The 25,971-nt window shown below is 60.5% G+C and carries 23 protein-coding genes; 11 read left to right on the top strand and 12 right to left on the bottom strand.

Going from position 1 to position 25,971, the window contains the following annotated elements; all coding sequences use genetic code 11:
* The first annotated feature begins 47 nt into the window (after positions 1 to 47).
* From bioF to J2Y90_RS03385, 9 genes are all read left to right on the top strand, one after another.
* A complete protein-coding gene (gene bioF, locus J2Y90_RS03425) occupies positions 48 to 1,226 on the top strand; it encodes an 8-amino-7-oxononanoate synthase (RefSeq protein WP_253496500.1) in 1,179 nt (392 codons plus the stop codon).
* On the top strand, positions 1,219 to 1,950 hold the full coding sequence (locus J2Y90_RS03420) for an alpha/beta fold hydrolase (RefSeq protein WP_253496497.1): 732 nt from the start codon (positions 1,219 to 1,221) through the stop codon (positions 1,948 to 1,950). The genes bioF and J2Y90_RS03420 overlap by 8 nt, the downstream gene beginning before the upstream one ends.
* Entirely contained in the window at positions 1,943 to 2,752 is an 810-nt protein-coding gene (bioC, locus tag J2Y90_RS03415) for a malonyl-ACP O-methyltransferase BioC (RefSeq protein ID WP_253496494.1), read from the top strand. Before J2Y90_RS03420 ends, bioC begins: the two co-directional genes overlap by 8 nt.
* The gene (gene bioD / locus J2Y90_RS03410) at positions 2,749 to 3,429 is read left to right on the top strand and encodes a dethiobiotin synthase (protein ID WP_253496491.1); all 681 of its coding nucleotides are present in this window, start codon (positions 2,749 to 2,751) and stop codon (positions 3,427 to 3,429) included. The genes bioC and bioD overlap by 4 nt, the downstream gene beginning before the upstream one ends.
* A 107-nt stretch (positions 3,430 to 3,536) precedes the next feature.
* The gene (locus J2Y90_RS03405; RefSeq protein WP_253496486.1) at positions 3,537 to 3,833 is read left to right on the top strand and encodes a pyrroloquinoline quinone biosynthesis protein PqqE; all 297 of its coding nucleotides are present in this window, start codon (positions 3,537 to 3,539) and stop codon (positions 3,831 to 3,833) included.
* Positions 3,834 to 4,107: 274 nt separating this feature from the next.
* Positions 4,108 to 5,913 carry a phenylacyl-CoA dehydrogenase gene (locus J2Y90_RS03400; protein ID WP_253496483.1) on the top strand — a complete coding sequence of 602 codons (1,806 nt, stop codon included), beginning with the start codon at positions 4,108 to 4,110 and terminating at the stop codon, positions 5,911 to 5,913.
* 191 nt (positions 5,914 to 6,104) lie between these two features.
* Positions 6,105 to 7,394 carry a GGDEF domain-containing protein gene (locus J2Y90_RS03395; protein WP_041476719.1) on the top strand — a complete coding sequence of 430 codons (1,290 nt, stop codon included), beginning with the start codon at positions 6,105 to 6,107 and terminating at the stop codon, positions 7,392 to 7,394.
* Positions 7,395 to 7,485: 91 nt separating this feature from the next.
* Positions 7,486 to 9,282, top strand: coding sequence for an acyl-CoA dehydrogenase C-terminal domain-containing protein (locus J2Y90_RS03390; RefSeq protein WP_253496480.1), 1,797 nt, complete (start codon positions 7,486 to 7,488; stop codon positions 9,280 to 9,282).
* A gap of 211 nt (positions 9,283 to 9,493) precedes the next feature.
* On the top strand, positions 9,494 to 11,272 hold the full coding sequence (locus tag J2Y90_RS03385; RefSeq protein WP_253496477.1) for an acyl-CoA dehydrogenase C-terminal domain-containing protein: 1,779 nt from the start codon (positions 9,494 to 9,496) through the stop codon (positions 11,270 to 11,272).
* A gap of 229 nt (positions 11,273 to 11,501) precedes the next feature.
* Here the strand turns inward: J2Y90_RS03385 and J2Y90_RS03380 are convergent, their stop codons facing one another.
* Positions 11,502 to 12,416 carry a LysR family transcriptional regulator gene (locus J2Y90_RS03380; RefSeq protein WP_253496475.1) on the bottom strand — a complete coding sequence of 305 codons (915 nt, stop codon included), beginning with the start codon at positions 12,414 to 12,416 and terminating at the stop codon, positions 11,502 to 11,504.
* Between the two features lie 169 nt (positions 12,417 to 12,585).
* Between J2Y90_RS03380 and J2Y90_RS03375 the strand changes: the two genes are divergently transcribed.
* Together J2Y90_RS03375 and J2Y90_RS03370 are read left to right on the top strand one after the other, a co-directional pair.
* The gene (locus tag J2Y90_RS03375; protein ID WP_253496473.1) at positions 12,586 to 13,812 is read left to right on the top strand and encodes an aspartate aminotransferase family protein; all 1,227 of its coding nucleotides are present in this window, start codon (positions 12,586 to 12,588) and stop codon (positions 13,810 to 13,812) included.
* Positions 13,813 to 13,991: 179 nt separating this feature from the next.
* Entirely contained in the window at positions 13,992 to 14,150 is a 159-nt protein-coding gene (locus J2Y90_RS03370) for a YqaE/Pmp3 family membrane protein (protein ID WP_003228885.1), read from the top strand.
* A gap of 116 nt (positions 14,151 to 14,266) precedes the next feature.
* Here the strand turns inward: J2Y90_RS03370 and J2Y90_RS03365 are convergent, their stop codons facing one another.
* The 11 genes from J2Y90_RS03365 to J2Y90_RS03315 all read right to left on the bottom strand — a co-directional run bounded on the left by J2Y90_RS03365 (position 14,267) and on the right by J2Y90_RS03315 (position 25,838).
* Positions 14,267 to 16,066, bottom strand: a complete 1,800-nt coding sequence (locus J2Y90_RS03365) for an alpha/beta hydrolase family protein (RefSeq protein WP_253496471.1) — start codon at positions 16,064 to 16,066, stop codon at positions 14,267 to 14,269.
* Complete coding sequence (gene pqqE, locus J2Y90_RS03360; RefSeq protein ID WP_253496468.1) at positions 16,032 to 17,204, bottom strand: pyrroloquinoline quinone biosynthesis protein PqqE; 1,173 nt, start codon at positions 17,202 to 17,204, stop codon at positions 16,032 to 16,034. The genes J2Y90_RS03365 and pqqE overlap by 35 nt, the downstream gene beginning before the upstream one ends.
* Positions 17,176 to 17,451: a pyrroloquinoline quinone biosynthesis peptide chaperone PqqD gene (pqqD, locus tag J2Y90_RS03355; protein WP_253496465.1), complete on the bottom strand. Its 276-nt coding sequence runs from the start codon at positions 17,449 to 17,451 to the stop codon at positions 17,176 to 17,178. Before pqqD ends, pqqE begins: the two co-directional genes overlap by 29 nt.
* Positions 17,448 to 18,200, bottom strand: a complete 753-nt coding sequence (pqqC, locus tag J2Y90_RS03350; protein ID WP_042606685.1) for a pyrroloquinoline-quinone synthase PqqC — start codon at positions 18,198 to 18,200, stop codon at positions 17,448 to 17,450. The genes pqqD and pqqC overlap by 4 nt, the downstream gene beginning before the upstream one ends.
* 139 nt (positions 18,201 to 18,339) lie before the next feature.
* On the bottom strand, positions 18,340 to 19,251 hold the full coding sequence (pqqB, locus tag J2Y90_RS03345; RefSeq protein WP_253496461.1) for a pyrroloquinoline quinone biosynthesis protein PqqB: 912 nt from the start codon (positions 19,249 to 19,251) through the stop codon (positions 18,340 to 18,342).
* An 81-nt stretch (positions 19,252 to 19,332) separates the two neighbouring features.
* A complete protein-coding gene (gene pqqA, locus J2Y90_RS03340) occupies positions 19,333 to 19,407 on the bottom strand; it encodes a pyrroloquinoline quinone precursor peptide PqqA (protein ID WP_003444522.1) in 75 nt (24 codons plus the stop codon).
* A 156-nt stretch (positions 19,408 to 19,563) separates the two neighbouring features.
* Positions 19,564 to 21,975, bottom strand: a complete 2,412-nt coding sequence (gene pqqF / locus J2Y90_RS03335; protein WP_253496457.1) for a pyrroloquinoline quinone biosynthesis protein PqqF — start codon at positions 21,973 to 21,975, stop codon at positions 19,564 to 19,566.
* A gap of 38 nt (positions 21,976 to 22,013) precedes the next feature.
* Positions 22,014 to 22,808, bottom strand: coding sequence for a carbon-nitrogen hydrolase family protein (locus J2Y90_RS03330; RefSeq protein ID WP_253496454.1), 795 nt, complete (start codon positions 22,806 to 22,808; stop codon positions 22,014 to 22,016).
* A 12-nt stretch (positions 22,809 to 22,820) separates the two neighbouring features.
* Positions 22,821 to 24,503, bottom strand: coding sequence for a flavin monoamine oxidase family protein (locus tag J2Y90_RS03325; protein WP_253496450.1), 1,683 nt, complete (start codon positions 24,501 to 24,503; stop codon positions 22,821 to 22,823).
* A 223-nt stretch (positions 24,504 to 24,726) separates the two neighbouring features.
* Positions 24,727 to 25,188, bottom strand: coding sequence for an Lrp/AsnC family transcriptional regulator (locus J2Y90_RS03320; RefSeq protein WP_253496447.1), 462 nt, complete (start codon positions 25,186 to 25,188; stop codon positions 24,727 to 24,729).
* A 272-nt stretch (positions 25,189 to 25,460) separates the two neighbouring features.
* Entirely contained in the window at positions 25,461 to 25,838 is a 378-nt protein-coding gene (locus tag J2Y90_RS03315; protein WP_253496444.1) for a PBECR2 nuclease fold domain-containing protein, read from the bottom strand.
* Between the last annotated feature and the right edge of the window lie 133 nt (positions 25,839 to 25,971).

Raw genomic sequence — 25,971 nt, 5'->3', positions numbered from 1 at the left:
AGCCTTCGGCAGCTCCTACCCAGTTATTTGTCTGATGTGAGGCCTGCATGTCTTTCGATCTCGCCGCACGCCTTGCTGCCCGCCGTGCCGACAACCTCTACCGCCAGCGTCCGCTGCTCGAATCGCCGCAAGGCCCGCAAGTAGTAGTCGACGGCAAACCGTTGCTCGCTTTCTGCAACAACGATTACCTCGGCCTGGCCAATCACCCGCAAGTCATCGAAGCCTGGCGCGCCGGCGCTGAGCGTTGGGGCGTCGGCGGTGGTGCGTCGCATCTGGTCATCGGCCACAGCAGCCCGCATCACGCGCTGGAGGAAGCACTCGCCGATCTGACCGGGCGACCGCGTGCGCTGCTGTTCACCACCGGCTACATGGCCAACCTCGGCGCGGTCACCGCGCTGGTCGGGCAGGGCGATACGGTGCTCGAAGACCGGCTCAATCACGCTTCTTTGCTGGACGCGGGCCTGTTGTCCGGCGCGCGTTTCAATCGCTACCTGCACAGCGACGCCGAAAGCCTGGGCAAACGACTGGAGAAAGCCACTGGCAACACGCTGGTGGTCACCGACGGCGTGTTCAGCATGGACGGTGACATCGCCGACCTGCCGGCGCTGGCCCGCGAGGCCAAGGCCAAAAGCGCGTGGCTGATGGTTGATGACGCCCATGGCTTCGGCCCGTTGGGCGCCAACGGTGGCGGTATTGTCGAGCACTTTGGCTTGAGCCAGGACGATGTGCCGGTGCTGGTCGGCACCCTCGGGAAAGCTTTCGGCACTGCCGGAGCGTTTGTCGCCGGCAGCGAAGAGTTGATCGAAAGCCTGATCCAGTTCGCCCGCCCGTATATCTACACCACCAGCCAACCACCGGCTCTGGCCTGCGCGACGTTGAAAAGCCTCGAGCTGCTGCGCAGCGAACACTGGCGCCGTGAGCATTTGCAGACGCTGATCCGCCAGTTCCGCCACGGCGCCGAGCAGATCGGGCTGGAGCTGATGGACAGTTTCACGCCGATCCAGCCGATCATGATCGGCGAAGCCGGGCGCGCCGTGCGGCTATCGCAGATGCTGCGCGAGCGCGGCTTGATGGTGACCGCAATTCGCCCACCGACTGTGCCGGCCGGCAGCGCGCGGTTGCGCGTCACTCTGACCGCCGCCCACAGCGAGGCGCAGGTGCAACAGTTGCTGGAGGGGTTGGCGGATTGTTTTGGCCGATTGTCGTTGGAGCCAGGCCATGCGTAATCGTCTGATCCTGCTGCCCGGCTGGGGCCTCGGCGTATCGCCGCTGGAACCGCTGGCCGCAGCATTGCGTGGCCTCGACGAACACCTGCAGGTCGAGATCGAGCCGCTGCCGGAGCTGGACTCCGCTGATCTTGAAGACTGGCTCGACGAACTCGATGCACGCATTCCCCAGGAAGTCTGGCTCGGTGGCTGGTCGCTGGGCGGCATGCTCGCCTCTGAGTTGGCGGCACGACGCGGTGAGGCGTGCTGCGGTGTGCTGACGCTGGCGAGTAACCCTGCGTTTGTCGCCCATGAGCAGTGGCCGAACGCGATGCCTGGCGAGACTTTCGATGCGTTTCTTGCCGGTTGCCAGGCCGACCCGCGTACCACGCTCAAGCGCTTCTCTCTGTTATGTGCGCAAGGTTCGCCAGATCCGCGTGGCTTGTCGCGCTTGCTGCTGGGTGGCGCGCCTGCCACCGCGCCGACTGCGCTGATGGCGGGGCTGGAATTGCTCGCGCAACTGGACACGCGTCAGGCGTTGCAGGCGTTTCGCGGCCCGCAGTTTCATCTGTTCGGCGGACAGGACGCGCTGGTCCCGGCGGAGGCGGCCGGCGCGTTATTCGCGCAATTGCCGGATATCGAAATTGGTCTGATCGAACAGGCCAGCCATGCTTTTCTGCTGGAAGACCCGCACGGAATCGCGGGCGCGATCCTGGCGTTTCTTCATGAGTGCGCTGATGACTGATCTGTCTCTTGTGCTGCCTCAAGGCTTGCCCGACAAGCGCCAGGTGGCGGCGTCTTTTTCCCGTGCAGCGGCCAGTTACGACAGCGTCGCCGAGTTGCAACGCGACGTCGGCACGCAGCTGATTGAGCGTTTACCGGCGAGTTTCATGCCGTCGCGGTGGCTCGATCTCGGTTGCGGGACCGGCTATTTCACCCGGGCGCTGGCCTCGCGTTTTACCCAGAGCAGCGGTGTCGCGCTGGACATCGCCGAGGGCATGCTCAATCACGCACGGCCGCTGGGTGGCGCTGAGCATTTCATCGCGGGCGATGCCGAGCGGCTGCCGTTGCAGGATGCGAGTTCGGACCTGATTTTCTCCAGCCTCGCCGTGCAGTGGTGCGACGATTTTGACGCGGTGCTGCGCGAGGCTTTTCGCGTGCTGAAACCGGGCGGGATTTTTGCGTTTGCTAGTCTGTGTACAGGAACGCTGTTCGAGTTGCGGGAAAGTTGGCGGAAGGTCGACGGGCTGGTGCATGTCAATCGCTTCCGCGAGTTCGCCCGTTATGAACAGTTGTGTGCTGGCAGTGGCATGCGCGTCGTGGCGCTGGAGAATCAGCCGCACGTGTTGCATTACCCGGATGTGCGCAGCCTGACTCATGAGCTGAAGGCGCTGGGCGCGCACAATCTGAACCCCGGGCGGCCGGGCGGTCTGACCGGGCGGGCGCGGATACTCGGGCTGATCGAGGCGTATGAGCAGTTCCGTCAGGCGTCGGGACTGCCGGCAACGTATCAGGTGGTGTACGCCGTGTTGGAGAAACCCCTATGAGCGCAGCCTATTTCATCACCGGTACCGACACGGATGTGGGCAAGACCACCGTCGCTGCCGGATTGCTCCATGCGGCGCGGTCTGCAGGCTTGAGCACGGCGGCGGGCAAACCGGTGGCTTCCGGGTGTGATGTTACGCCCAAGGGTTTGCGCAATTCCGACGCCCTGGCGCTGCTGGCCGAATGTTCGTTGCCGCTGACGTATCAACAGGTCAACCCGGTGGCGTTCGAGCCAGCGATCGCTCCGCATCTGGCGGCGCGCGAAGCAGGGGTGGCGCTGACGGTGCAATCGCTGCTGGCGCCTATGCGCGCAATCCTCGCAATGAACGCTGATTTCACCCTGATCGAAGGCGCGGGCGGCTGGCGGGTGCCGTTGGCCGATCAGGACAATCTGTCGGACCTGGCGATTGCGCTGAAGCTGCCGGTGATTCTGGTGGTCGGCGTGCGCTTGGGTTGCATCAGTCATGCGTTGCTGACTGCCGAGGCGATCGCCCGCGATGGCCTGCAATTGGCAGGTTGGGTGGCCAATATCATCGATCCGAAGACTTCGCGGCTGGAGGAAAATCTTGCAACCCTCGCCGAGCGCATCCCCGCGCCGTGCCTGGGCCGCGTGCCGAAACTCAAGGCGTTGAGTGCCGAAGCGGTCGCCGAGCATTTGCAGCTGGATTTGCTCGACTAAGTTTTTCACTATGAACAGGCACTGTGCCATTAGTGTTTTTGACGGGTGTTTTGCAGGCGCGTCTGCTTCAATGGCGACCATTGATCCTTTGCAGGATGAGAGCGACTATGGAAATCTCCGGCAACACAGCTTTTTATGCGGGGCTGAGCTCGATTCAGTCCGGGCAGAACCGCGTCGATCAGGCTGCCAGCCAGATCGCCAACAACACCATCGAACGCTCGGTGACCAGCCAGTCGTCCGAAGTGCAGGTCAATCGCCTGCGCGGTGTGGATCGCGCGCAAGAATCGGATCTAACCAGCAATATCGTCGAGCTGTCGCAGGGCAGGATCCAGGCGGAGCTGGGTGTGAAGGTGGCCAAGGCGTCCGACGAAGTGCTGGGGACGATCATCGACACCTTCGCCTGATCGAATTTGCTTTAACCCCGAAACGCCGCGCCTTGTCGCGGCGTTTTTCGTTTAAGTCCTTCTTGCTCAACTCATCTTTTCTTCAACGCCCGTGGCCTATATGAAGTCGCGGCGATTTTTCGTTTCCCGCGTTTGGAAAAGCTGATGACGAACGGCAAAAGATCGATGCTTGACAAGATTTCGGCGTAAACGTATGTTTCAAACAACTGTTTGACCGTCACAACAACTCAACACGGTCGTTCATTCCCGGTTACATCAGCAGAGGTTTATCGCTATGCCTGACTACAAGGCCCCCTTGCGTGATATTCGCTTCGTTCGTGACGAGCTGCTCGGCTACGAAGCGCACTATCAGAGCCTGCCAGCGTGCGCAGACGCCACGCCGGACATGGTTGACGCCATCCTCGAGGAAGGCGCCAAGTTTTGTGAGCAGGTACTGGCACCGCTGAACCGCGTGGGCGATCTGGAAGGCTGCACCTGGAGCGAGTCCGGCGTGAAAACCCCGACTGGCTTCAAAGAGGCGTACAAGCAATTCGTCGAAGGCGGCTGGCCAAGCCTGGCGCACGACGTTGAGCACGGCGGTCAGGGCCTGCCGGAGTCGCTGGGCCTGGCAGTCAGCGAAATGGTTGGTGAAGCCAACTGGTCGTGGGGCATGTACCCAGGCCTGTCGCACGGCGCGATGAACACCATCTCCGAGCACGGTACCCCTGAGCAGCAGGAAGCCTATCTGACCAAACTGGTGTCCGGCGAATGGACCGGCACCATGTGCCTGACCGAACCGCACTGCGGCACCGACCTGGGCATGCTGCGCACCAAGGCCGAACCTCAGGCTGACGGGTCCTATAAGGTTTCCGGCACGAAGATCTTCATCTCCGCCGGTGAGCACGACATGGCCGACAACATCGTCCACATCGTACTGGCGCGCCTGCCGGATGCACCGGCTGGCACCAAAGGCATCTCGCTGTTCATCGTGCCGAAATTCCTGCCGAACGCCGATGGCACCATCGGCGCGCGCAACGCAGTGAGCTGTGGTTCGCTGGAACACAAGATGGGCATCCACGGCAACGCCACTTGCGTGATGAACTTCGACAGCGCCACCGGTTACCTGATCGGCCCGGCGAACAAAGGTCTGAACTGCATGTTCACCTTTATGAACACCGCTCGTCTCGGTACCGCGCTGCAAGGCTTGGCCCATGCTGAAATCGGCTTCCAGGGCGGTCTGAAATATGCTCGCGATCGTCTGCAAATGCGTTCGCTGACCGGCCCGAAAGCGCCGGACAAAGCCGCTGACCCGATCATCGTTCACCCGGACGTGCGCCGCATGCTGTTGACCATGAAGGCGTTCGCCGAAGGCAACCGCGCGATGGTCTACTTCACCGCCAAGCAAGTCGACATCGTCAAATACGGCGTCGATGAAGAAGAGAAGAAGAAGGCCGACGCACTGCTGGCATTCATGACCCCGATCGCCAAAGCGTTCATGACCGAAGTCGGTTTCGAAGCCGCCAACCACGGCGTGCAGATCTATGGCGGCCACGGCTTCATCGCCGAGTGGGGCATGGAGCAGAACGTTCGCGACAGCCGCATTTCGATGCTGTACGAAGGCACCACCGGCATCCAGGCCCTCGACCTGCTCGGCCGTAAAGTGCTGATGACTCAAGGCGAGGCTCTGAAAGGCTTCACCAAGATCGTCCACAAGTTCTGCCAGACCAACGAAGGCAACGAAGCCGTCCAGGAATTCGTCGCGCCGCTGGCTGCACTGAACAAGGAATGGGGCGAGCTGACCATGAAGGTCGGTATGGCCGCCATGAAAGATCGCGAAGAAGTCGGCGCGGCCTCCGTGGATTACCTGATGTACTCCGGTTATGCCTGCCTGGCCTATTTCTGGGCGGACATGGCGCGTCTGGCTGCGGAAAAACTGGCTGCCGGCACCACGGACGAGGCGTTCTACACCGCCAAGCTGCAAACCGCGCGTTTCTACTTCCACCGCATCCTGCCGCGTACCCGTACACACGTGGCCACTATGCTGTCGGGCGCTGGCAACCTGATGGACATGAAAGAAGAAGACTTCGCACTGGGCTACTAAGCCTTACCGCAGTCTGCCGAAAACCGCTGCTCCCGTTAGGGGGCAGCGGTTTTTTTGTTTGCGGACCGCTCAGTAAGTCGAGCTTCCGGCCGTTAAAGAGACCGTATGTGATCTGGATCACATTGTGTGGGCTTGGCCGCACTTTGCAGGCACAATGCCATCTCTTTGCTATGACGGGTCGGAGCTTACCCTTGCCGCGTTCTTCCGCTGTACGTTTCAGCCATTTCCTGCCATCACTGCTGTTATTGCTTGCGGGGCTGGCGGCTGCGTACGTCAAAGACCTCAGTGTGTTCTTCACGTCCCTGTTCAACGTCTTGCCGACCCTGGTTCTTCTGCTCGGCGGAGCGTATTGCGCGGTGTACCGGCGTCAGCGCGAACTGTTTCTGATGCTCACGGTGTACATCGCCTATTTTCTGCTCGACACCCAGACCGACTTTTACCGCGACAACGGCAAAGTGCGCGAAGACGCTGCAGTGGTGTTCCATCTGGTCTGTCTGCTGCTGCCGTTATTGTTCGGGCTGTTCGCGGCATGGCAGGAGCGTACCCATCTGTTTCAGGACATGGTCGCGCGGTTCGCTGTGCTGCTGGCGTTTGGCAGTGTGGCGCTGGGCCTGGAACAAAGTTATCCACAAGCGCTGCTGCTGTGGCTGTCGGAGATCCGCTGGCCGGCATTGCATGGCGCTTGGATGAGCCTGATCCAGTTGTCCTACCCGGTATTCATCTCGGCCTTCCTGTTGCTGGCCTGGCAATACTGGCGCAACCCGCGTCCCTTGCACGCGGCGCAACTGGTCGGCTTGCTCGGGGTATTCTGGATGCTGCCGAAGACGTTCATTCTGCCGTTCACCCTCAACATCATGTGCAGCCAGGTAATGTTGATGATCGCCGCAGCGGTTGCGCATGAGGCCTATCAAATGGCCTTCCGCGACGAACTCACCGGTCTGCCGGGTCGACGCGCGCTCAACGAACGTATGCAACGCCTGGGGCGCAACTACGTGTTGGCGATGAGCGACGTCGACCACTTCAAGAAATTCAACGACACCCACGGCCACGATGTCGGTGATCAGGTGCTGCGTCTGGTCGCCAGCAAACTGTCGAAAATCAGCGGTGGCGGTAGGGCGTATCGCTACGGGGGTGAGGAATTTGCCTTGGTGTTTGCAGGCAAAACCCTTGAGGAATGCATGCCACACCTGGAAGTGATTCGTGAATCGATTGCGTCCTACAGCATTCAGTTGCGCAACCAGGAAAACCGTCCGCAGGATGATCAGCAAGGGCGCCAGCGGCGCAGCGGTTCTGGCGCCTCGGCCGTGTCGGTGACTGTGAGTATCGGCGTCGCCGAACGCGTGGAGCAGCGCACCCCGGAAGAAGTGCTCAAGTCCGCCGACCAGGCGTTGTACAGCGCCAAGGGCGCCGGGCGTAACTGCGTCATGGCATTCGGGCAGAACCGTCGTGGCGCGGTGCGCATGGACACCGCTGCGGGTTGAGTGATGACGGCGCATTCAGCGCCCGCACAGTGATTGTCGGGGCGGGGTGGCCGGCAGTAGGTTGGTGGCATCTGCTGACGGAGAAGCCACCATGCCCGAGTACAAAGCTCCCCTGCGCGACATGCGCTTTCTGATCGATCACGTATTCGACTTCCACACCAGCTACGCCAAGCTCGGCGCGCATGACGCCAGCCCGGACATGATCAGCGCCATCCTCGAGGAAGGCGCGAAGTTCTGCGAAAACGTGCTGGCCCCGCTCAATCGCAGCGGTGACGAAGAGGGCTGCCATTTCGACAGCGGTGTGGTGACAACGCCTACAGGCTTCAAGCAAGCCTTCGCACAATATGTCGAGGGCGGCTGGCACGGATTGGCGGCCGATCCGGCTTACGGCGGCCAAGGGCTGCCGAGCTCGCTGGGGCTGGTGATCAGCGAGATGGTCGGCTCCAGCAACACGTCCTGGGGCATGTACCCGGGCCTGACCCACGGCGCGATGTCGGCGATCCACGCCCACGGCACCGCCGAGCAGAAAGACACTTACCTGAGCAAACTCACCGCTGGCCAGTGGACCGGCACCATGTGCCTGACCGAAGCCCACTGCGGCACCGATCTGGGCATCATCAAGACCCGCGCGGTGCCCCGGGCTGACGGCAGCTTCGCGATCACCGGCAGCAAGATTTTCATTTCCGCCGGCGAGCATGACCTGAGCGACAACATCATCCACCTGGTGCTGGCCAAGCTGCCGGATGCACCGGCCGGAACCAAGGGCATTTCCCTGTTTATCGTGCCCAAGTTCCTCCCTGATGCAGCAGGCGAAGCAGGCGAGCGCAACGGCGTTTCCTGCGGCTCGATCGAGCACAAAATGGGCATCAAGGCCTCGGCCACCTGCGTGCTGAATTTCGATGCCGCCACCGGTTACTTGATCGGCGAGCCGAACAAGGGCCTCAACTGCATGTTCACCATGATGAACCACGCGCGGCTGGGCACCGGCATGCAGGGCCTGTGTCTGGGCGAGGCGAGTTTTCAGGGCGCCGTCAAATACGCCAATGACCGCCTGCAGATGCGCGCGTTGACCGGTGCCAAAGCCCCGGAAAAACCTGCCGACCCGATCATCGTCCACCCGGACGTGCGGCGTATGTTGCTGACCATGAAAGCCTTCAACGAGGGCAACCGCGCGCTGACCTATTTCACCGCGCAGATGCTTGATGTTGCGCACCTGAGCAGCCATGCCCAGGCGCGTCAGGAAGCCGAAGATCTGTTGGCATTCCTCACGCCGATCTGCAAGGCGTTCATGACCGACACCGGCCTGGAAGTGACCAACCACGGCATGCAGGTGTTTGGCGGCCACGGTTTCATTCGTGAGTGGGGCATGGAGCAACTGGTGCGTGATTGCCGGATTGCGCCGATCTACGAAGGCACCAACGGCATTCAAGCGCTCGACCTGCTCGGGCGCAAAGTGCTGGGCAGCCAGGGCAAGCTGCTGCGCGGCTTCACCAAGATCGTCCACAAGTTCTGCGCAGCGAATGCCGAACATGCGCAATTGGGCAGCTTCGTCGCGCAACTCGACGGGCTCAATCAACAATGGGGTGAGCTGACCATGAAGGTTGGCATGGCCGCCATGAAAAACCCGGATGAAGTCGGTGCCGCATCGGTCGATTATCTGATGTACAGCGGCTACATCATCCTTGGCTACCTGTGGCTGCGCATGGCGTTGGTCGCGCAGGCACAGCTGGACGCAGGCGAGGGTGAGGCTGATTTCCTCAAGGGCAAACTGGCGACGTGCGAGTTCTATTTCAAGCGCTTGTTGCCGCGTACGGCTTCGCATCAGGCGGCAATCGAGGCGGGGAGTGATTGCTTGATGACTTTGCCGGCGGAGTCGTTTGCGCTTTAGGTAAAACAACAGATCGCAGCCTGCGGCAGCTCCTACAGGGGATCGCGTTTTATTTGTAGGACCCGCTGAAGGCTGCGATTTTTTGTGGTGACTAAAAATAACAAAACAGTCACCGGCTGACCCTATGTGTCGCAAAAGTTGTTGAGGTACACTCCGGATCAACGAAAACATCATTCCACGAACCACCTGTTTAGATCTTGCGAGGTTTGCCATGGCTGACTACAAAGCGCCGCTGCGCGATATGCGCTTCGTCCTCAATGAAGTGTTCGAAGTCGCCAAACTCTGGGCCGAGCTGCCGGCGCTGGCCGAGACCGTCGACGCCGAAACCGTTGAAGCGATTCTCGAAGAGGCCGGCAAGGTCACCAGCAAATGCATCGCGCCACTGAGCCGTGCCGCTGACGAGGAAGGTTGCCATTGGGCGGATGGTGCCGTCACCACGCCGGCCGGTTTCCCACAGGCTTATCAGACTTATGCCGAAGGCGGTTGGGTCGGCGTCGGCGGTGATCCGGCCTACGGTGGCATGGGCATGCCCAAAGCCGTGTCGGCGCAGGTTGAAGAAATGGTCAACTCCGCCAGCCTGGCGTTCGGTCTGTACCCGATGCTGACCGCCGGTGCCTGCCTGTCGATCAATGCCCATGCCAGCGAAGAGCTGAAAGCCGCGTATCTGCCGAACATGTACGCCGGCATCTGGGCCGGTTCCATGTGCCTGACCGAGCCGCACGCCGGCACCGATCTGGGGATCATTCGCACCAAAGCCGAACCTCAGGCCGACGGTTCCTACAAGGTCAGCGGCACCAAGATCTTCATCACCGGTGGCGAGCACGACCTCACCGAAAACATCATTCACCTGGTACTGGCCAAGCTGCCTGACGCCCCGGCCGGTCCGAAAGGCATTTCGCTGTTCCTGGTGCCGAAGTTCATGGTCAATGCCGATGGCAGTCTTGGCGCGCGCAACCCGGCCAACTGCGGTTCGATCGAACACAAGATGGGCATCCAGGCCTCAGCGACCTGCGTGATGAACTTCGACGAAGCCGTCGGCTATCTGGTCGGCGAGCCGAACAAAGGCCTGGCGGCGATGTTCACCATGATGAACTACGAGCGTCTGGGCGTAGGCATTCAGGGCCTGGCCACAGGCGAGCGCTCCTATCAGAATGCCATCGAATACGCGCGCGATCGTCTGCAGAGCCGTTCGCCGACCGGCGCGCAGAACAAGGACAAAGTTGCTGACCCGATCATCGTCCACCCGGACGTTCGGCGCATGCTGCTGACCATGAAAGCCTCGAACGAAGGCGGCCGTGCGTTCTCCACTTATGTGGCGATGCAATTGGACACCGCCAAGTTCAGCGAGGATGCGACCACCCGCAAGCGCGCGGAAGACCTGGTGGCGTTGCTGACGCCGGTGGCGAAAGCCTTTCTGACCGATCTGGGTCTGGAAACCACCGTCCACGGGCAGCAGATCTTCGGCGGCCACGGCTACATCCGCGAGTGGGGCCAGGAACAACTGGTGCGTGACGTACGCATCACCCAGATCTACGAAGGCACCAACGGCATTCAGGCGCTGGATCTGGTCGGGCGCAAGATCGTTGGCAGCGGCGGCGCGTTCTACCAGTTGTTTGCTGATGAAATCCGCCATTTCACCGCAACCGCCAGTGCCGATCTGAGCGAGTTCACCAAGCCGCTGAACGATGCCGTCGACACCCTCGACGAGCTGACCGCGTGGCTGCTGGATCGGGCGAAAAACAATCCGAACGAAATCGGCGCGGCCTCGGTCGAATATTTGCAAGCGTTCGGCTACACGGCTTACGCCTACATGTGGGCATTGATGGCCAAAGCCGCGCTGGGCAAGGAGGCGCAAGATGATTTCTATGCGAGCAAGCTGGGCACCGCACGCTTCTATTTCGCCCGCCTGCTGCCGCGTATTCATTCGCTGAGCGCGTCGGTCAAGGCCGGTAGCGAGTCGCTCTTCCTGCTCGATGCTGCACAGTTCTGATCCCGCGCGCGTCATGTAAGCATTTGCTTACGTGACGTGCTGCTGTTCTCCCATATGCGTACATTGGATCCACGGCTAATCTACATTTCATGGACGTCGCGCAGGAAGCGCAAAGTAAACAACACGGACACGTAGGATTCTGCCAGGGTGGCGGAGTGAAATGGATGTCAGGGAAACAGTCTGCAAAGCCCCGCTTCGGCGGGGTTTTCTTTTGCCTGAAGAAAAGTTTTCAGCCCAGCGGATCCAGCGGCCGTTGCACTTCGCGGTCGATGACTTCTTCAAGCAATGTCCGCAAAAGAGCCAACGAAGCCTGCTGGCGTTGTACATCGCGGCACACCAGGCCGACTTTCAACGGCACGCGTGGCTCGCTCAGCGGTTTCCACAGCAGATACTCATCGTCGTATTCCTTTTGCGAGCGCCCCGGCAGCACCGTCGCCAGCTTGGTGTGCGGCAGGCTGTCGAGAATCCCCAGCATATTGTTCAACTCGGCCTGCACCTGTGGGCGACGTCCGAGGCTGGTCAATTGTGCCTGCCAGATCTGCCGGATCTGGAACTCTTCGCCGAGCAGCAACATTGGCAGCTCAGCGGCCTGGCGCATCGAGACCTTCTTGAAATCACGCAAGGGATGATCCGCCGGGATGACCAGCGTCAGTTCATCCTCGTACAGCAACACGCCATGCAGCCCAGGTTGGCGCGGCGGCAGATAGCTGATGCCAATGTCCAGCGAACCATTGAGCAGACGTCGCTCGATTTCCAGTCCGGTGAGTTCATAGATTTGCACCACCAGATGCGGCTGCGCCTTGCGCACACGCTCGAGCATTTGCGGCACGAGGCTGGTGTGCACCGTTTGCAGCACGCCGATCGCCAGGGTTCGCAACGCCTGCCCCTTGAAATTACCCAAGGCCTCGCGTGCTCGTTGCAAACCATCGAGCAGCGGTAACGCGTGGTTGTACAAGGTGTGCGCAGCGAGGGTCGGCAGCAGGCGTTTACTGCTGCGTTCGAACAGCGTTACGTCAAGGTTCTGCTCAAGCTGACGAATCTGCTGCGACAGCGCTGGTTGCGAGATCGACAAACGCTCAGCCGCACGGCCGACGTGTCCTTCTTCGTAGACCGCGACGAAATAACGCAGTTGTTTGAAATCCATAAGTAATGCTTATCGAAATAGCTTGGAAATCGAAATGGCCGGAAGCCGCCCGCGCGCCTAGTCTAACCGTATTCACAAGGCTTGCAGGGCCAGAAAGCGTGACGAATTCCATTTGCTTCGTTCGTGATTACATAGGCAGTTCAAAAGACCTCAAGCGAGGTTTTTCCGCATGAATCTGTTCAGTTCGCGGCGCCAGACGCCGAGTCTGGATGACCTCACCTTCGAGGCGGGGCCGTCCGCTATGACCGACCACCTCAATGCCCAACGCCTGATGCCCAGTGTCGAGCGGCCGCATCAAGTGTTCGTTCGCGGCCAGGGCTCCTGGCTGTGGGACAGCAATGATCGCGCCTACCTGGACTTTTCCCAGGCCGGCGGCGCCAACAGCCTTGGCCACAGCCCTACGGCGCTGGTCAAAGCCATCGCCAATCAGGCCCAGGCGCTGATCAATCCCGGCTTCAATCTGCGTAACCGCGGCATGCTCAGCCTCGCCGAACGTTTGTGCGCCAGCACGTCCAGCGATCAGGCGTACCTGCCCAACAGTGGCAGCGAGGCTTGTGACGCGGCAATCAAACTGGCGCGCAGATGGGGGCAACTGCATCGCGGCGGCGCTTCGCGGATCATCGTGGCGCAGGAGGGTTGCCATGGCCGCAGTCTGGCGACGGTCGATCGAGTGCCATTCAACGACCTGCCGGCCCTGCACGCGGCGGTCGACGCGCAGACCGTTGCGATCATGCTTGAGCCGATCCATAGCGATGCCGGGGTTATTCCCGCGGCCGGGCACTATCTCAAAGGCGTCGAGCGACTGTGTCGTGACCTGGGCATTCTGCTGATTCTGGACGAAGTGCAGACCGGCATCGGTCGCTGCGGCACCTTGCTCGCTGAACAGTCCTACGGCATTCGCGCCGATATCGTTGTGCTCGGCAAAGGCCTTGGCGGCGGATTGCCATTGGCGGCTTTGCTGGCGCGGGGCACGGCCTGCTGTTTCGGCGTTGGCGAATTGGGCGGCACTCATCACGGTAACGCACTAATGACGGCGGCCGGTCTAGTGGTGCTCGACAGCATCCATGACCGCAGCTTCCTCCAGCAGGTCAACGACAACGGCCAGCACTTGCGCGAAGGTCTGGCGCGACTGGCTCACCGCTACAACCACGGCGAATTGCGCGGCCAAGGCCTGTTCTATGGCCTGACGTTGTCCGACGAATGCGCCGACGCCGTCGTTCACGCCGCACTGCACGAGGGATTGATCCTGAACGCCGCGCAAGCCGACTGCGTGCGCTTCACCCCGGCCCTCACTGTCAGCAAAGCCAACATCGACGAAATGCTCCTGCGTCTGGGCCGCGCCTTCTCGCGAGTGCGCACTGCCCAGTTGCAATGCCGCAAGGGCATTGCCGTCTGAATTGAAATACCCGAACCGTCTCGCGGTATAACGCACGCCTCACGCCTGATTCTTTTGGCGTGGGGCGTTTTTTTGTGGTGCTGGCGATCAAATAGCAACCGTAGTGAACCCTGACGAACGGCGCAGGTCGATTAGCTTGTATGGCTCAAGTGAGCCAACCCCCATTCAGGAGCTGCCCCATGGATTTCATTCGTATCATCATCGCTATTCTGTTGCCGCCACTGGGCGTGTTTCTGCAGGTCGGGTTTGGCGGGGCGTTCTGGCTGAATATTCTGCTGACGCTGTGCGGCTACATTCCGGGGATCGTGCATGCGGTGTATATCATCGCCAAGCGTTGAGTCCGGTAGCGCAACTTAGATAGCTTTCGCGAGCAGGCTCGCTCCCACACTGGATCTGTGTTGTACACAAGTCCCCTGAGGGAGCGAGCCTGCTCGCGAACGGGACGACACGGTTTTCAGTCAGCCAGTCCCATCACCCGCCGATAAAACTTCCATTCCTGCTCCAGCGCATGCGCCTGATTGGCCGCGCGGCGAAAGCCGTGACGTTCGTCGGCGTAGTAATGCGCTTCCACCGCAATGCCGTTGTGCTCCAGCGCCGCGACCATGTCGCGGGTCTGTTGCGGAACGACCACCGCGTCCAGTTCACCCTGGAAGAAAATCACCGGCACGCGAATATTGTCTGCGTGCAGCAATGGCGTGCGGGAGGCATAGCGTTCGGCATCCAGCTCGGGATCGCCGATCAGCCAGTCCAGATAATCGCCCTCAAACTTGTGCGTGGCCCGCGCCAAAGCCACCGGGTCGCTGACGCCATAGAGGCTGGCGCCTGCGCGGAAGACTTGTCTGAACGCCAGCGCGCACAGTGTCGTGTACCCGCCCGCGCTGCCGCCGCGAATGAACGCGCGGTCACCCTCGATCAAACCTTGGTCAGCGAGGTAGCTGACCACCGCGCAGGCATCCTCGACATCCACCTCGCCCCAGCGCAAATGCAGCGCTTGACGATATTCACGACCATAGCCACTGCTGCCGCGATAGTTGAGGTCGGCGACAGCAAAGCCGCGCTGGGTCCAGTACTGGATGCGCGGATCGAGGATCGGATAGCACGCCGACGTCGGGCCGCCGTGAATAAACACCACCAGCGGCGGTTTCGCTTCACCGCTCATGGCCGGGTAGAAGAAACCGTGCGCCTCGCCGGAGCCGCTCGGATAACGCAAGGTTTGCGGGCGGCTGATGCGTTCGGCAGGCAATGGAGCCACGCCGCCAGCGAGGATTTTCACGGCATGAGAGACACGATCAATGGCGATCACTGCCGACGGGCTTACCGGCGATGCAGCGATGCAATAGATGAATTGTTGATCCATCGCCAAGTGGCGGAAGCGGCTGTAGTCACCGCTGAAATCTTCATCGCCAAGGGTCAGGCGACCGAAACCATCCACGCTCCAAGTGGCTAGAAATTGATCACCGACGGGCAGCCAGGTGCAGCCGCCAAGCTGCCAGGGTGCGGGCGCGTGATCGGCCTCGGCACCGGGCAGCGCTTGCAAGCCTCGGGACGTTTCAAGCCACGGCTGCCAGTAACCGCCACGATCCGTCAGGCAATACAAACGGCCATCGGCATCGAAGCGCGGCTGCTGGATTGACTCTTCGATATCGTTGCCAGCCACACAACGAGGCGCAGAAAAATCACCTTCAGCGACCATCAAACGGGTCGCCGTCCACGGTTGATGCGGTCGGCTCCACACGATCCAAGCCAGACGTTGACCATCCGGGCTCAACGTTGGCGCCGCGTAGAAATCCGCTCCTTCCGCCAGCACTTGTCGCGTGCCGGTCGCCAGATCAATCGCCACCAGCCGATGCTGATCATGCTGCTCTTCAACCGCCAGCACCCGACCACTGGCAAATTGCAGATCGCCATAGCGGCAGTCAGTCGACGTCAGCGCGACCGGCGCGCCATCCAGCGCCTGCCGATACATCTGCTGATCCGCCTCATTGACGAAAACCACCCCGTCAGGCGTCAGACAAAACGCGCCACCGCCATATTCGTACACGCGGCTACGCACGCTGAAGCCATCCGGCGTCAGACGTTTCGCCACGCCCTCGCGCCAATGCCAGATTCGGCATGCGGCATCCTCTGGGCGATATTCATTCCAGAACAGGCCGTGGACGCCGAGCTGCAGTTCGGCGAAGTCGGTTCCGGCAGCGACGGCCTGGGCGGCGCTGAAAGGCTCAGCCCTTGGCGATGAGGCGTGAGTTTCGTTCATTGCGGAAGGCCAGTTGTTCGATGGTTTGAGTGGCGGTCTCGGCTTCTTCGCGGGCCTTGAGGATCACCCCGTGATGTTCGGACTTGCTGCACACCGGGTCGGCATTGCTGGCATCGCCGGTGAGCATGAACGCCTGGCAGCGGCAGCCGCCGAAGTCTTTTTCTTTCTCGTCGCAAGAGCGGCACGGCTCGGGCATCCAGTCGTAACCGCGAAAGCGATTGAAGCCGAACGAGTCATACCAAATGTGCTGCATGCTGTGATCGCGCACGTTGGGAAACTGCACCGGCATCTGGCGGGCGCCATGGCAGGGCAGGGCCGTGCCGTCCGGAGTCACCGTCAGAAAGATGCTACCCCAACCGTTCATACAGGCTTTCGGGCGTTCTTCGTAGTAGTCGGGGGTGACGAAAATCAGCTTGCACGGGTGCCCTTCCGCTTCCAGTTTGGCTCGGTATTCGTTGGTGATGCGTTCGGCGCGCACCAGCTGTTCCTTGGTCGGCAACAGACCGACACGGTTGAGCTGCGCCCAGCCGTAGAACTGGCAAGTGGCGAGTTCGACGAAGTCGGCCTCAAGCGCAATGCACAGCTCGATGATACGGTCGATCTTGTCGATGTTGTGCCGGTGGGTAACGAAGTTCAGCACCATCGGGTAGCCGTGGGCCTTCACCGCACGAGCCATTTCCAGCTTCTGCGCAAAGGCCTTTTTCGAGCCGGCGAGCAGGTTGTTCACTTGCTCGTCACTGGCCTGGAAACTGATCTGGATGTGGTCGAGTCCAGCCTTTTTGAAGTCGCTGATCTTCTGCTCGGTCAGACCGATGCCGGAGGTGATCAGGTTGGTGTAGAAACCCAACTGCCGCGCTTCATGGATCAGTTCGGCGAGATCCTGGCGCACCAACGGTTCGCCGCCGGAAAAGCCCAGCTGCGCCGCGCCCATCTCCCGCGCTTCGCGGAAAACCTTGATCCATTGTTCGGTGGTCAGCTCTTTGCCCTGCTCGGCGAAATCCAATGGATTGGAGCAGTACGGGCATTGCAGCGGACAACGGTAGGTCAGCTCGGCGAGCAGCCACAGCGGCAGGCCGACTTCAGGTTTTGGCGGGACTTGCACGGACGAATCAGGCAAGTTCGATCCAGTGCTGTGCACGGGCAACCTCCATGAATTGCTCGATGTCGTCACCAAGCTCGGGTACGCCGGGGAACTGCTTGTCCAGTTCGGCAATGATCGCCGCGACATCACGCTCACCGTCAATCAGGCCGCCGATCAGCGCAGCCGTTTCGTTGAGCTTGATCATGCCTTCCGGATACAGCAACACATGGCCTTTTTGCGCCGGTTCGTACTGGAAGCGGTAGCCGGGACGCCATTTCGGCACTTGGCTGCGGTCGAAACTCATAAGGTGATTCCTTTATGCCAGACCCGTTGTTCGGTCACGCTGTGATACGGCGGACGGTTCAGTTCGTAGGCCATGCTCATGGCATCGAGCATGCTCCAAAGAATGTCCAGTTTGAACTGGAGAATTTCCAGCATGCGCTCCTGGCCTTCGCGAGTCTTGTAGTGCTCAAGGGTGATTGCCAGCCCATGCTCGACATCACGTCGCGCCTGACCGAGGCGGGTGCGGAAATATTCATAACCGGCCGGGTCGATCCACGGGTAATGCTGCGGCCAACTGTCCAGGCGTGACTGGTGGATCTGCGGCGCGAACAGTTCGGTCAGCGAACTGCTGGCGGCTTCCTGCCAACTGGCGCGCCGAGCGAAGTTGACGTAGGCATCGACGGCGAAACGCACACCGGGCAACACCAGTTCCTGGGAACGCAACTGATCCGGATCGAGACCGACAGCCTGGCCGAGGCGCAGCCAGGCTTCAATGCCACCGTCTTCACCGGGCGCGCCGTCGTGATCGAGCAGGCGCTGAATCCACTCGCGACGAATCTCGCGGTCCGGGCAGTTGGCGAGGATCGCCGCGTCTTTCAGGGGAATGTTCACCTGATAGTAGAAGCGGTTGGCGACCCAGCCCTGAATCTGCTCGCGGGTCGCACGGCCTTCGTACATCGCCACGTGGTAGGGGTGGTAGATGTGGTAGTAGGCGCCTTTGGCGCGCAGGGCCGCTTCGAATTCGGCGGGGGACAGCGGGGTGTCGGTCATGTCTGTTCTCCGGGAACAACCCTGGAAATCTCTGGTGTCTGTACCGGCCTCATCGCGAGCAGGCTCACTCCTACAGGTGATCGCATTCCAATGTAGGCCTTCGCCTGCTCGCGATAGACCGCGCAGCGGTCTCAAATGCTTACAGCACAATACTCATGCCGTCATACGCCACTTCAACATTACGCCGCGCCAGCTCCGCGCGCTCCGGCGAATCCTCGTCCAGAATCGGATTGGTGTTGTTGATGTGGATAAGCACTTTGCGCTGCTCAGGCAGTTGCTCCAGCACTTCGAGCATGCCGCCAGGCCCGTTCTGCGCCAGATGGCCCATCTCACGGCCAGTACGCGTGCCAACGCCACGGCGCTGCATTTCATCGTCGTCCCACATCGTGCCGTCCACCAACAGGCAATCGCTGCCCGCCATGATTTCCAGCAGCGGCGCATCGACCTTGCCCAGGCCCGGCGCGTAAAACAGCTTGCCGCCGGTGTTGAGGTCTTCAACGATCAAGCCGATGTTGTCGCCCGGATGCGGATCGAAACGGTGCGGCGAATACGGCGGTGCGGCGCTGCGCAACGGCAACGGCGTGAAACGCAGGTTCGGGCAGGCCGCTACGGTGAAACTCTGGTCGAGTTCGATGCGGTTCCATTCCAGCCCGCCGTTCCAGTGGGTGAGCATCTTGAACAGGGGGAAACCGGTGCTGAGGTCTTCGTGAACCATGTCCGTGCACCAGACCTGATGCGGGCAGCCTTCGCGCAGGCTGAGCAGGCCGGTGGTGTGGTCGATCTGGCTGTCCATCAGGATGATCGCGCTGATGCCGGTGTCGCGCAGGGCCCGACCCGGTTGCATCGGTGCGAAGCTTTGCAGTTGCGCGCGGATGTCCGGCGAGGCATTGCACAGCACCCAGTTCACGCCGTCATCGGAAATGGCGATGGAGGATTGGGTGCGGGCCTTGGCATTCAGGCTACCGTCGCGAAAGCCTGCACAGTTGACGCAGTTGCAGTTCCACTGCGGAAAACCGCCTCCGGCGGCCGATCCCAGAATCTGGACGAACATGAACGCTCCATCATTTCAACGCGGAAAATAAAACGCCCCGGCGAGCCGAGGCGTTGCACTGCGATTCTGCGTTAGCAGAACTCAGCGGCTGGCGAAGTACATGGTGACTTCGAAGCCGATACGCAGGTCGGTGTAAGCAGGTTTGGTCCAGGCCATGAGATGTCTCCTTCTGTGGGTTGGGATAGCGCTATCCATAGTTATAGTCCACGGCAGCGCGATGACGTTCCAATTGGTTAGGCGGCTATGTTACTCAAAATTTCAGCGCAGTGACCCGTGAATCTTTGAGAAAGCTCCTTGCAGACTCGGTAATGATCAGTTTGCCGCTTGCCACGGCGCGCCGGGCATCGATTCATTGGCCAGGCAGAGATAGCCACCCTCGGCATTGATCAGGCGCTGCGCAGCGGCCAGCATAGCCTCGCGATCGAGCTGCTGGATCGCCCTGATCAATTGTTCACGGTAAGCCGACGAATGGCCGGCGAGTTTACCCTGCCAGAGAAGTTCGGCTGTGTCCTTGGTGGACAGTGTGGCGTCGTCGAACTGATCGGCGAGGCTTTGGCGCTGTTGCTTGTAACTCGTGTCGTCGAGCGTTTCGACCAGCGCTGGAATGCTCTTGAAGAACGCTTGCACATGTTCAAGCAGGATGACCGTTGAGGTCGTTGGCGATTGCACGCCGAAGACAATCGCAGTCTTGCCATGCAACTGACGCAACGCGCTGAATACGGCGTAACCCAATTGCAGTTCGACGCGCAGGCGCTGGTAGAAAGGCGTCTGGCACAGTTGCGCAAGCAGGCGCCAAGCGGCTTCATCAGCGATGTCGTGGCTGGCGGTCGGGCAGATGAGCAGTAGGGCATGTTCGGTGGAGGCCGTGTCGATTCGGCTCCAGCGGAACTCGCCGTTGTTGCGCGCAGTCATCGGTAGCTGGTTGTCGGGTGTGCCGGGAATGCGGCTGAGCGCCAGGCCCATGGCTGATTGGGTTTGTTGATTAAGCCCGAGGGCAAGGCCGTCCCAGCGCGAAGTTGTCCACAGCTGTTTGGCGTCATCGCTGGTTTCATTTGTCGGCAGGGACGTTTCCGGTAACGCTTCGAGCAGTTGGCGGATCGGCATCGAGGGAGTCTGTGCATCGTCGCGCGGCGAATCGGGGCCGATGGCCGTCAGACATTTCAGCGCATGCTCCAGGACGTTGGGCATGGATTCTTGCAGCCCCGTCATTTTCAGCAGCCATTGGTTACCCGCGGCGCTGAAAGACATATCCACTCCGGCCTCGGCCGCGTCCTGTCGTGTCTGGCGCAGACTGCGCTGCAATCTTGAGCGCAGATCTGCACTGGCTGCCGCTTCGACCTGCCAACGCAGATAAATTGCGCCTTCATCGCTGTTGTCCGTCAGCGCCTGGCTGAACTGCATCGGCGAGCGTTCACGACGACTGCGCGAGCGATCCTGGGCGAACGTGCGCAGGCCACGGTGGGCGCTGGTCTGGCCGCGAATCAGCCCGGCGTTGGCCGGCGGTTCACTGGCCCGCAGGAAAGGATTGGCGGCGGGCCGGTGCCAATGTTCGCTGAAGTTATCCACAACCCCGATTTCGCGGAGGATATGCGCAAGTGCGGCAGCGCCCGATTCGGACAGGCCGAGTGCATGCTGCTCAACATCGAGGCGCGCCAGTTGTAATGCGCCGCTGACTTGTTGCTGGCGCTGAAGCAGGGCGGTGTATTCCTCGCGCAGCGGCGTCCAGTCTTGGCGGGCGAAAAAGCTCAGCCAGTCCAGCAGTTGCTCACGAATGGCATTCAACCGGCCGCCATCAACATTGAATTGAAGATGCACCAGCGCTTGTCCGGCGAACTGATAAACCGGCGTGGCTTTCAGATTGTCAGCCAGGTTCTGTTGTTGCAGATACGCGAGCAATCCACCGGCTTTGGCGCTATTCAACCAATGGCAGAGAAAGGCCAGCGCTTCGGCGGATGAGTCAGGCAAGGCGTCAAAAGCAAACAGCAGGTTCGCGTGAGCGCCGACCTGTTGATAACTTTTCACTGTCAGCGGTGGCGGCGCGACCTGGGCAACGTTATCGCCGATCGGCAATACCGCTGCGAATTGCAGCGCCAACTCGCGCAGCTCATCGACACTCTGCGGCCCAGCCAGACTCAGGCTTATTTGCCCGGTTCGATAAAACCTTTGATGGAAACCCTTCAGTGCCGTTTGAAACGCCGGCGAATCCACCTGCAAGCTGTCCCGATTGCCCGTATGAAAACCGCGCAATGGGTGCTGCTCTGGTAAACCGTCGTACAAGGCAAATTGCTGCTGTGCGGTCGGATCTTGCGACCAGGCGACGAATTCTGCCTGTAGCACCTCCCGTTCACGCCGTTGATCGTCCAGATTCATACGCGGCCGGGCGAGCATGTCTGACAGACGCTCGAGCCCTGCGCCGAACAACGGCACGGGCAGCTCGAAGAAAAAATCAGTGGTGCGCTCGCGCGTGCTGGCATTTACCTGCCCGCCGTGACGTTGCACGTAGGCCATCAGCGCTTCGTCTGTGGGAAAACGCTGGGTGCCGAGAAACAGCAAATGCTCAAGGAAATGCGCCAACCCCGGCCATGCCAACGGCGCGTCATGACTGCCGGCCGCCACGCGCAGCACGGCAGCGCTGCGCTTGAGGCCGGGCACGTGGCGCAGGGTCACGCGCAAGCCGTTGGCCAGGGTTTCAGTATGGGAACGGGGATGAGTCGGCGCGGGCATGGGCACTTCCAGAACAGTGAAGTGCCCATGCTAGCGGATTAGCGACGGTTCAGCGCGCCGTAAAGCTCTGGCCGGCGATCACTGAGATAGCGGTTGGCTTCGCGTGAGTCGTTCATCAATTGGCGGTCCAGTTCACCGACGATCAACGCTTCGTCCAGACCTGCCAGGGCGATACGGCTGCCGTCCGGTGCGGCGACGCTGCTTTGTCCGCAGTACTGAATGTCGCCTTCATGTCCGCAGTAATTGGCGTACGCCACGTAGCACTGGTTTTCGAAGGCTCGCGCCCGCACCGTGACGTCGGCGACGAAGTCGAACGGAATCATGTTCGCCGTCGGCACCACAATCAGCTCGGCGCCGGCCAAGGCCAGGCGCCGCGCGTTTTCCGGGAACTCCAGGTCATAGCAGATCAGGAAACCGAGTTTCCAGCCGTTCAGCTCAACCACCGGCAGCTCCGCTTCGCCGGAGCTGAACATCGACCGATCGAGGTCGCCGAACAGATGCGACTTGCGGTAATTGCACAGGCGCTCGCCGTGGGCGTCGATCAGTTGCACGGCGTTGTAGATCTGCCCGTCGGCGGTGCGCTCCGGGTAACCGTAAACGATCGCCAGACCGGCAGCCTTGGCGATCCTGCCGATCTGCTGCGCCCATTCACCGTTATAAACCTCGGCCAGCGTGCTGACCGCTTCGGCGCCGATGTTGTAACCGGTCATGAACATCTCCGGCAGCACCAGCAGATCAGCGCCCTTGGCCTCCATCGCCACCTGGTGCAGGCGATGCAGGTTGGGGACGGGGTCCAGTGGCAGCGGTGGACATTGGTAAACGGCTACGCGCATCGGGGAATCCTCTTACTCGGGCAGGGCGATAGGGCCGATATCTTTGAACACATCACCCGGGCCCGGGTTCTCTTTATGTGTCGATCCGCCGAAATGTTTCATGATGCCCCACACCGCGTTCAGCGAAGTCTGCACCGCGCCTTCGACCCATGCCGGTGTCCAGGACACGTCGTCGCCGGCGATGAAAATCCCGCGCTGCTCGGCCGGCATGTCGTCCTGCATGAAGTGCGCGTACATACGCTGGTTGTAGCGGTAATGGCCGGGCAGGGCGCCTTTGAAAGCACCGAGGAAATACGGATCGGCTTCCCACGACACAGTGATCGGATCACCGATGATGCGTGCGGCGATGTCGACTTTCGGGTAGATCTTTTTCAACGCGTTCAGCGCCAGTTCGACGCGTTTCTCCACCGGATGCGGGAGCATTTTCAGCGCGTCGCTCATCCACGAGTACGACAGGCAGATCACTCCCGGCTTGTCGTCTCCGTTATCGAACAGATAGGTGCCACGGGTCAGGCGATCGGTGAGAGTCATGCTCATCACGTCGCGACCGGTTTCCGGGTCTTTGTCCTTCCAGAACGGTCGGTCGACCATGACAAAGGTTTTCGAGGATTGCATGTAGCGGGTGCGGTCGAGGGCCATCCACATCTTCTGTGAGAACAGGGTTTCGTCGCATTCGATCTGGGTGGTCAGCAGCCAACTCTGGCAGGTAGTCAGCACTGCGGCGTATTCACGGGTGTCACCGTTATTGTCGGTAACGGCGAAGCGGCCCTCCGGCGCGTGGGCAATTTTCTTCACCCCGGAACGCGGCGCGCCACGGTGCAGGGATTTCAGGCTGGTGCCGGCCGGCCAGTGCACGCAGCGCTCCGGCACATGGCGCCAGATGCCCTGCGGCACCTGCTCGACGCCACCGACCACCAAGTGCTGGTGATCATCGCAGTTGGTCATCACGACGCGGAAAATTTCCAGCATCGAATTGGGGAAGTCCGAATCCCAGCCGCCGGTACCGAAACCGACCTGACCGAACACTTCGCGGTGCTGGAACGACAATTTGGCGAAGGCCTTCGAGGTGGCGACGAAGTCGTAAAAGGTCCGGTCGTCCCACAGCGGCACCAGCTTGTTCCACAGCTCTTTCAGGCGCGGCACATCGCGATCGCGAATGGCTTGTTGAATATCGGAAAACTGCGAACCGGCTTCCAGCGCATCCGCCCAGGCGTCGGCTACTTCCTGGAACAATGCAGGAAGATCCTTCAGGCTTTCGGCGTAATAGGTTTCGCCTTCCAGATCGATCACGGTGCTGCCCGAAGCGCCGGTCAGCGGGTTGGGGAAAGGCTTGGTTTCGAGGCCGAGCTTGTCCACGTAGTGATAAAACGCCGTGGAGGACACTGGAAAGCGCATGCCACCGAGCTCAGCGACGATGGCATCGGTACCGTTGAAGGCTTGCGAGCGCAGACGACCGCCGAGTTTCGACGCCTCGTAAACCACCGGTTTCAAGCCGAGCTTCATCAGCTCGTAAGCGGCTACCAGCCCGGCGATACCCGCGCCGACAATCGCCACTTCAGCGCCGTGATTGTGCTCAGGAATGCTGCCGAGACCGGCCGGGTGTTCGATCCAGTCGTCAAACGCGAACGGAAAGTCCGGACCGAAAATGGTGACAGGTTTTTTTCCGTCTGCAGGATGGCGATTGTTCTTGTTCATGGCTGACCTTATTGGCGACCCGACGCAGGATTCGCGTTTGAGTATAGGAAAAGATGCCAGCCATTCTAGGGAGCGTGGAGCGCGTTAATAAGGCGCAATGTGTCGTCGTTTTGCCAGATTAACGTTCAATATGACGAGCGGCGACTACACACTGACCAAAATGTGGGAGCGAGCCTGCTCGCGAAGAGGCTCTGAAATTCACCCGAGAAGCTCGGTCAAAACCTCAAACCGGCTGCCCACGATCAATCTTGCTACTCAAAATGATCGACGTCGTGGTCTTCTCCACCCCATCAACACTGCCAATCTGATCCAGCAACTGATCCAGCTGCTCCGGCGAATCGGTGCGCAACCACGCTACATAATCAAACTCGCCACTCACCGCACACAGCTGCTGCACCTGCGCCATCGCACTCAAGCGCCGCAGCACATCCTTGCCGGAGCGTGGCTGCACCTTGATCCCGACGTAGGCCTGCAATCCACCATCGACCACACGCCGACCGAGGCGCACACCATAGCCGGTGATTACTTTGGCCTTTTCCAGCCGGGCCAGGCGCGACGTGACCGTCGTACGCGCAATCCCCAGTTGCCGAGCAAGCATGGCCACGCTTTCGCGGGCGTTGATTTGCAGCGCGGCGATCAGCTGGCGGTCGATTTCGTCGAGAGTGGGGTGGCGGGTATCTGGCAAGGGAGGTTCCATTGGCGTTGGGTCGGAGGGAGGCGCACTCTACAGGCAAACAACGATAAGCTTCTGCGCCATAGCAAAGTGGTCGCGGATGGTTTTGCTGAAACAAATGTTCTGACAATTGATTTGACTTGTCTGCCCTGTTTCCCAAGAATGCCAACAAGAGCGCGAAATCTGCTGCCTTGCAGGGCATCAGCAGATGTAGGTACCTCAGCGATGCTGCAACATCGGTGTCAGGTGAGACCTCTTCATCCCATTTCCTGAGGATGCAAATATCAGGATTCAGATGTTACGGGCAGCCCGATGGCTGCCCTTTTTTTGTCCGTAAGAATGTACCGCTTATACAAAAGTTCGCCTTTTCGATGCCTGTTCATGGCTCTCGCCGGAGCATGCATGAAATTCCAGAGAACGTGTCCATCGCGAATATCCACAACCACGAGCATGTCATTCTTCGCCTCATACGCATTGATGAATGCCACGCGGTGTCCGCCGTTATCGTAGCGGACTTTCCATATTTCAAAGGGGCCCGTTAAGGTATCGATAGCGTGTCGAACATAGCGCTCGCGCGAGTCCGGGCGTTTTTCAACGATGTGGGCAAGTTTGTCTCTCCCAACCGCAACGTTTCCAATAGGCGTCAGGATAGTCACGGCCATGACTGACTCATCGATGAATCCAAAGTATTCCCAAGGCGGCTGCGGGATCGTCAGCCCTTTTTATTTCCTCGGTTGCGGCTGATCGAAGTTCTTTCGAGAGCGTTCTCAAATCGGGTAGAGCAAGATCGATCCA

The sequence above is a fragment of the Pseudomonas koreensis genome (genome assembly GCF_024169245.1).
Lineage (GTDB): Bacteria > Pseudomonadota > Gammaproteobacteria > Pseudomonadales > Pseudomonadaceae > Aquipseudomonas > Aquipseudomonas koreensis_F.
This window is presented reverse-complemented; position numbering and strand designations above follow the sequence as displayed.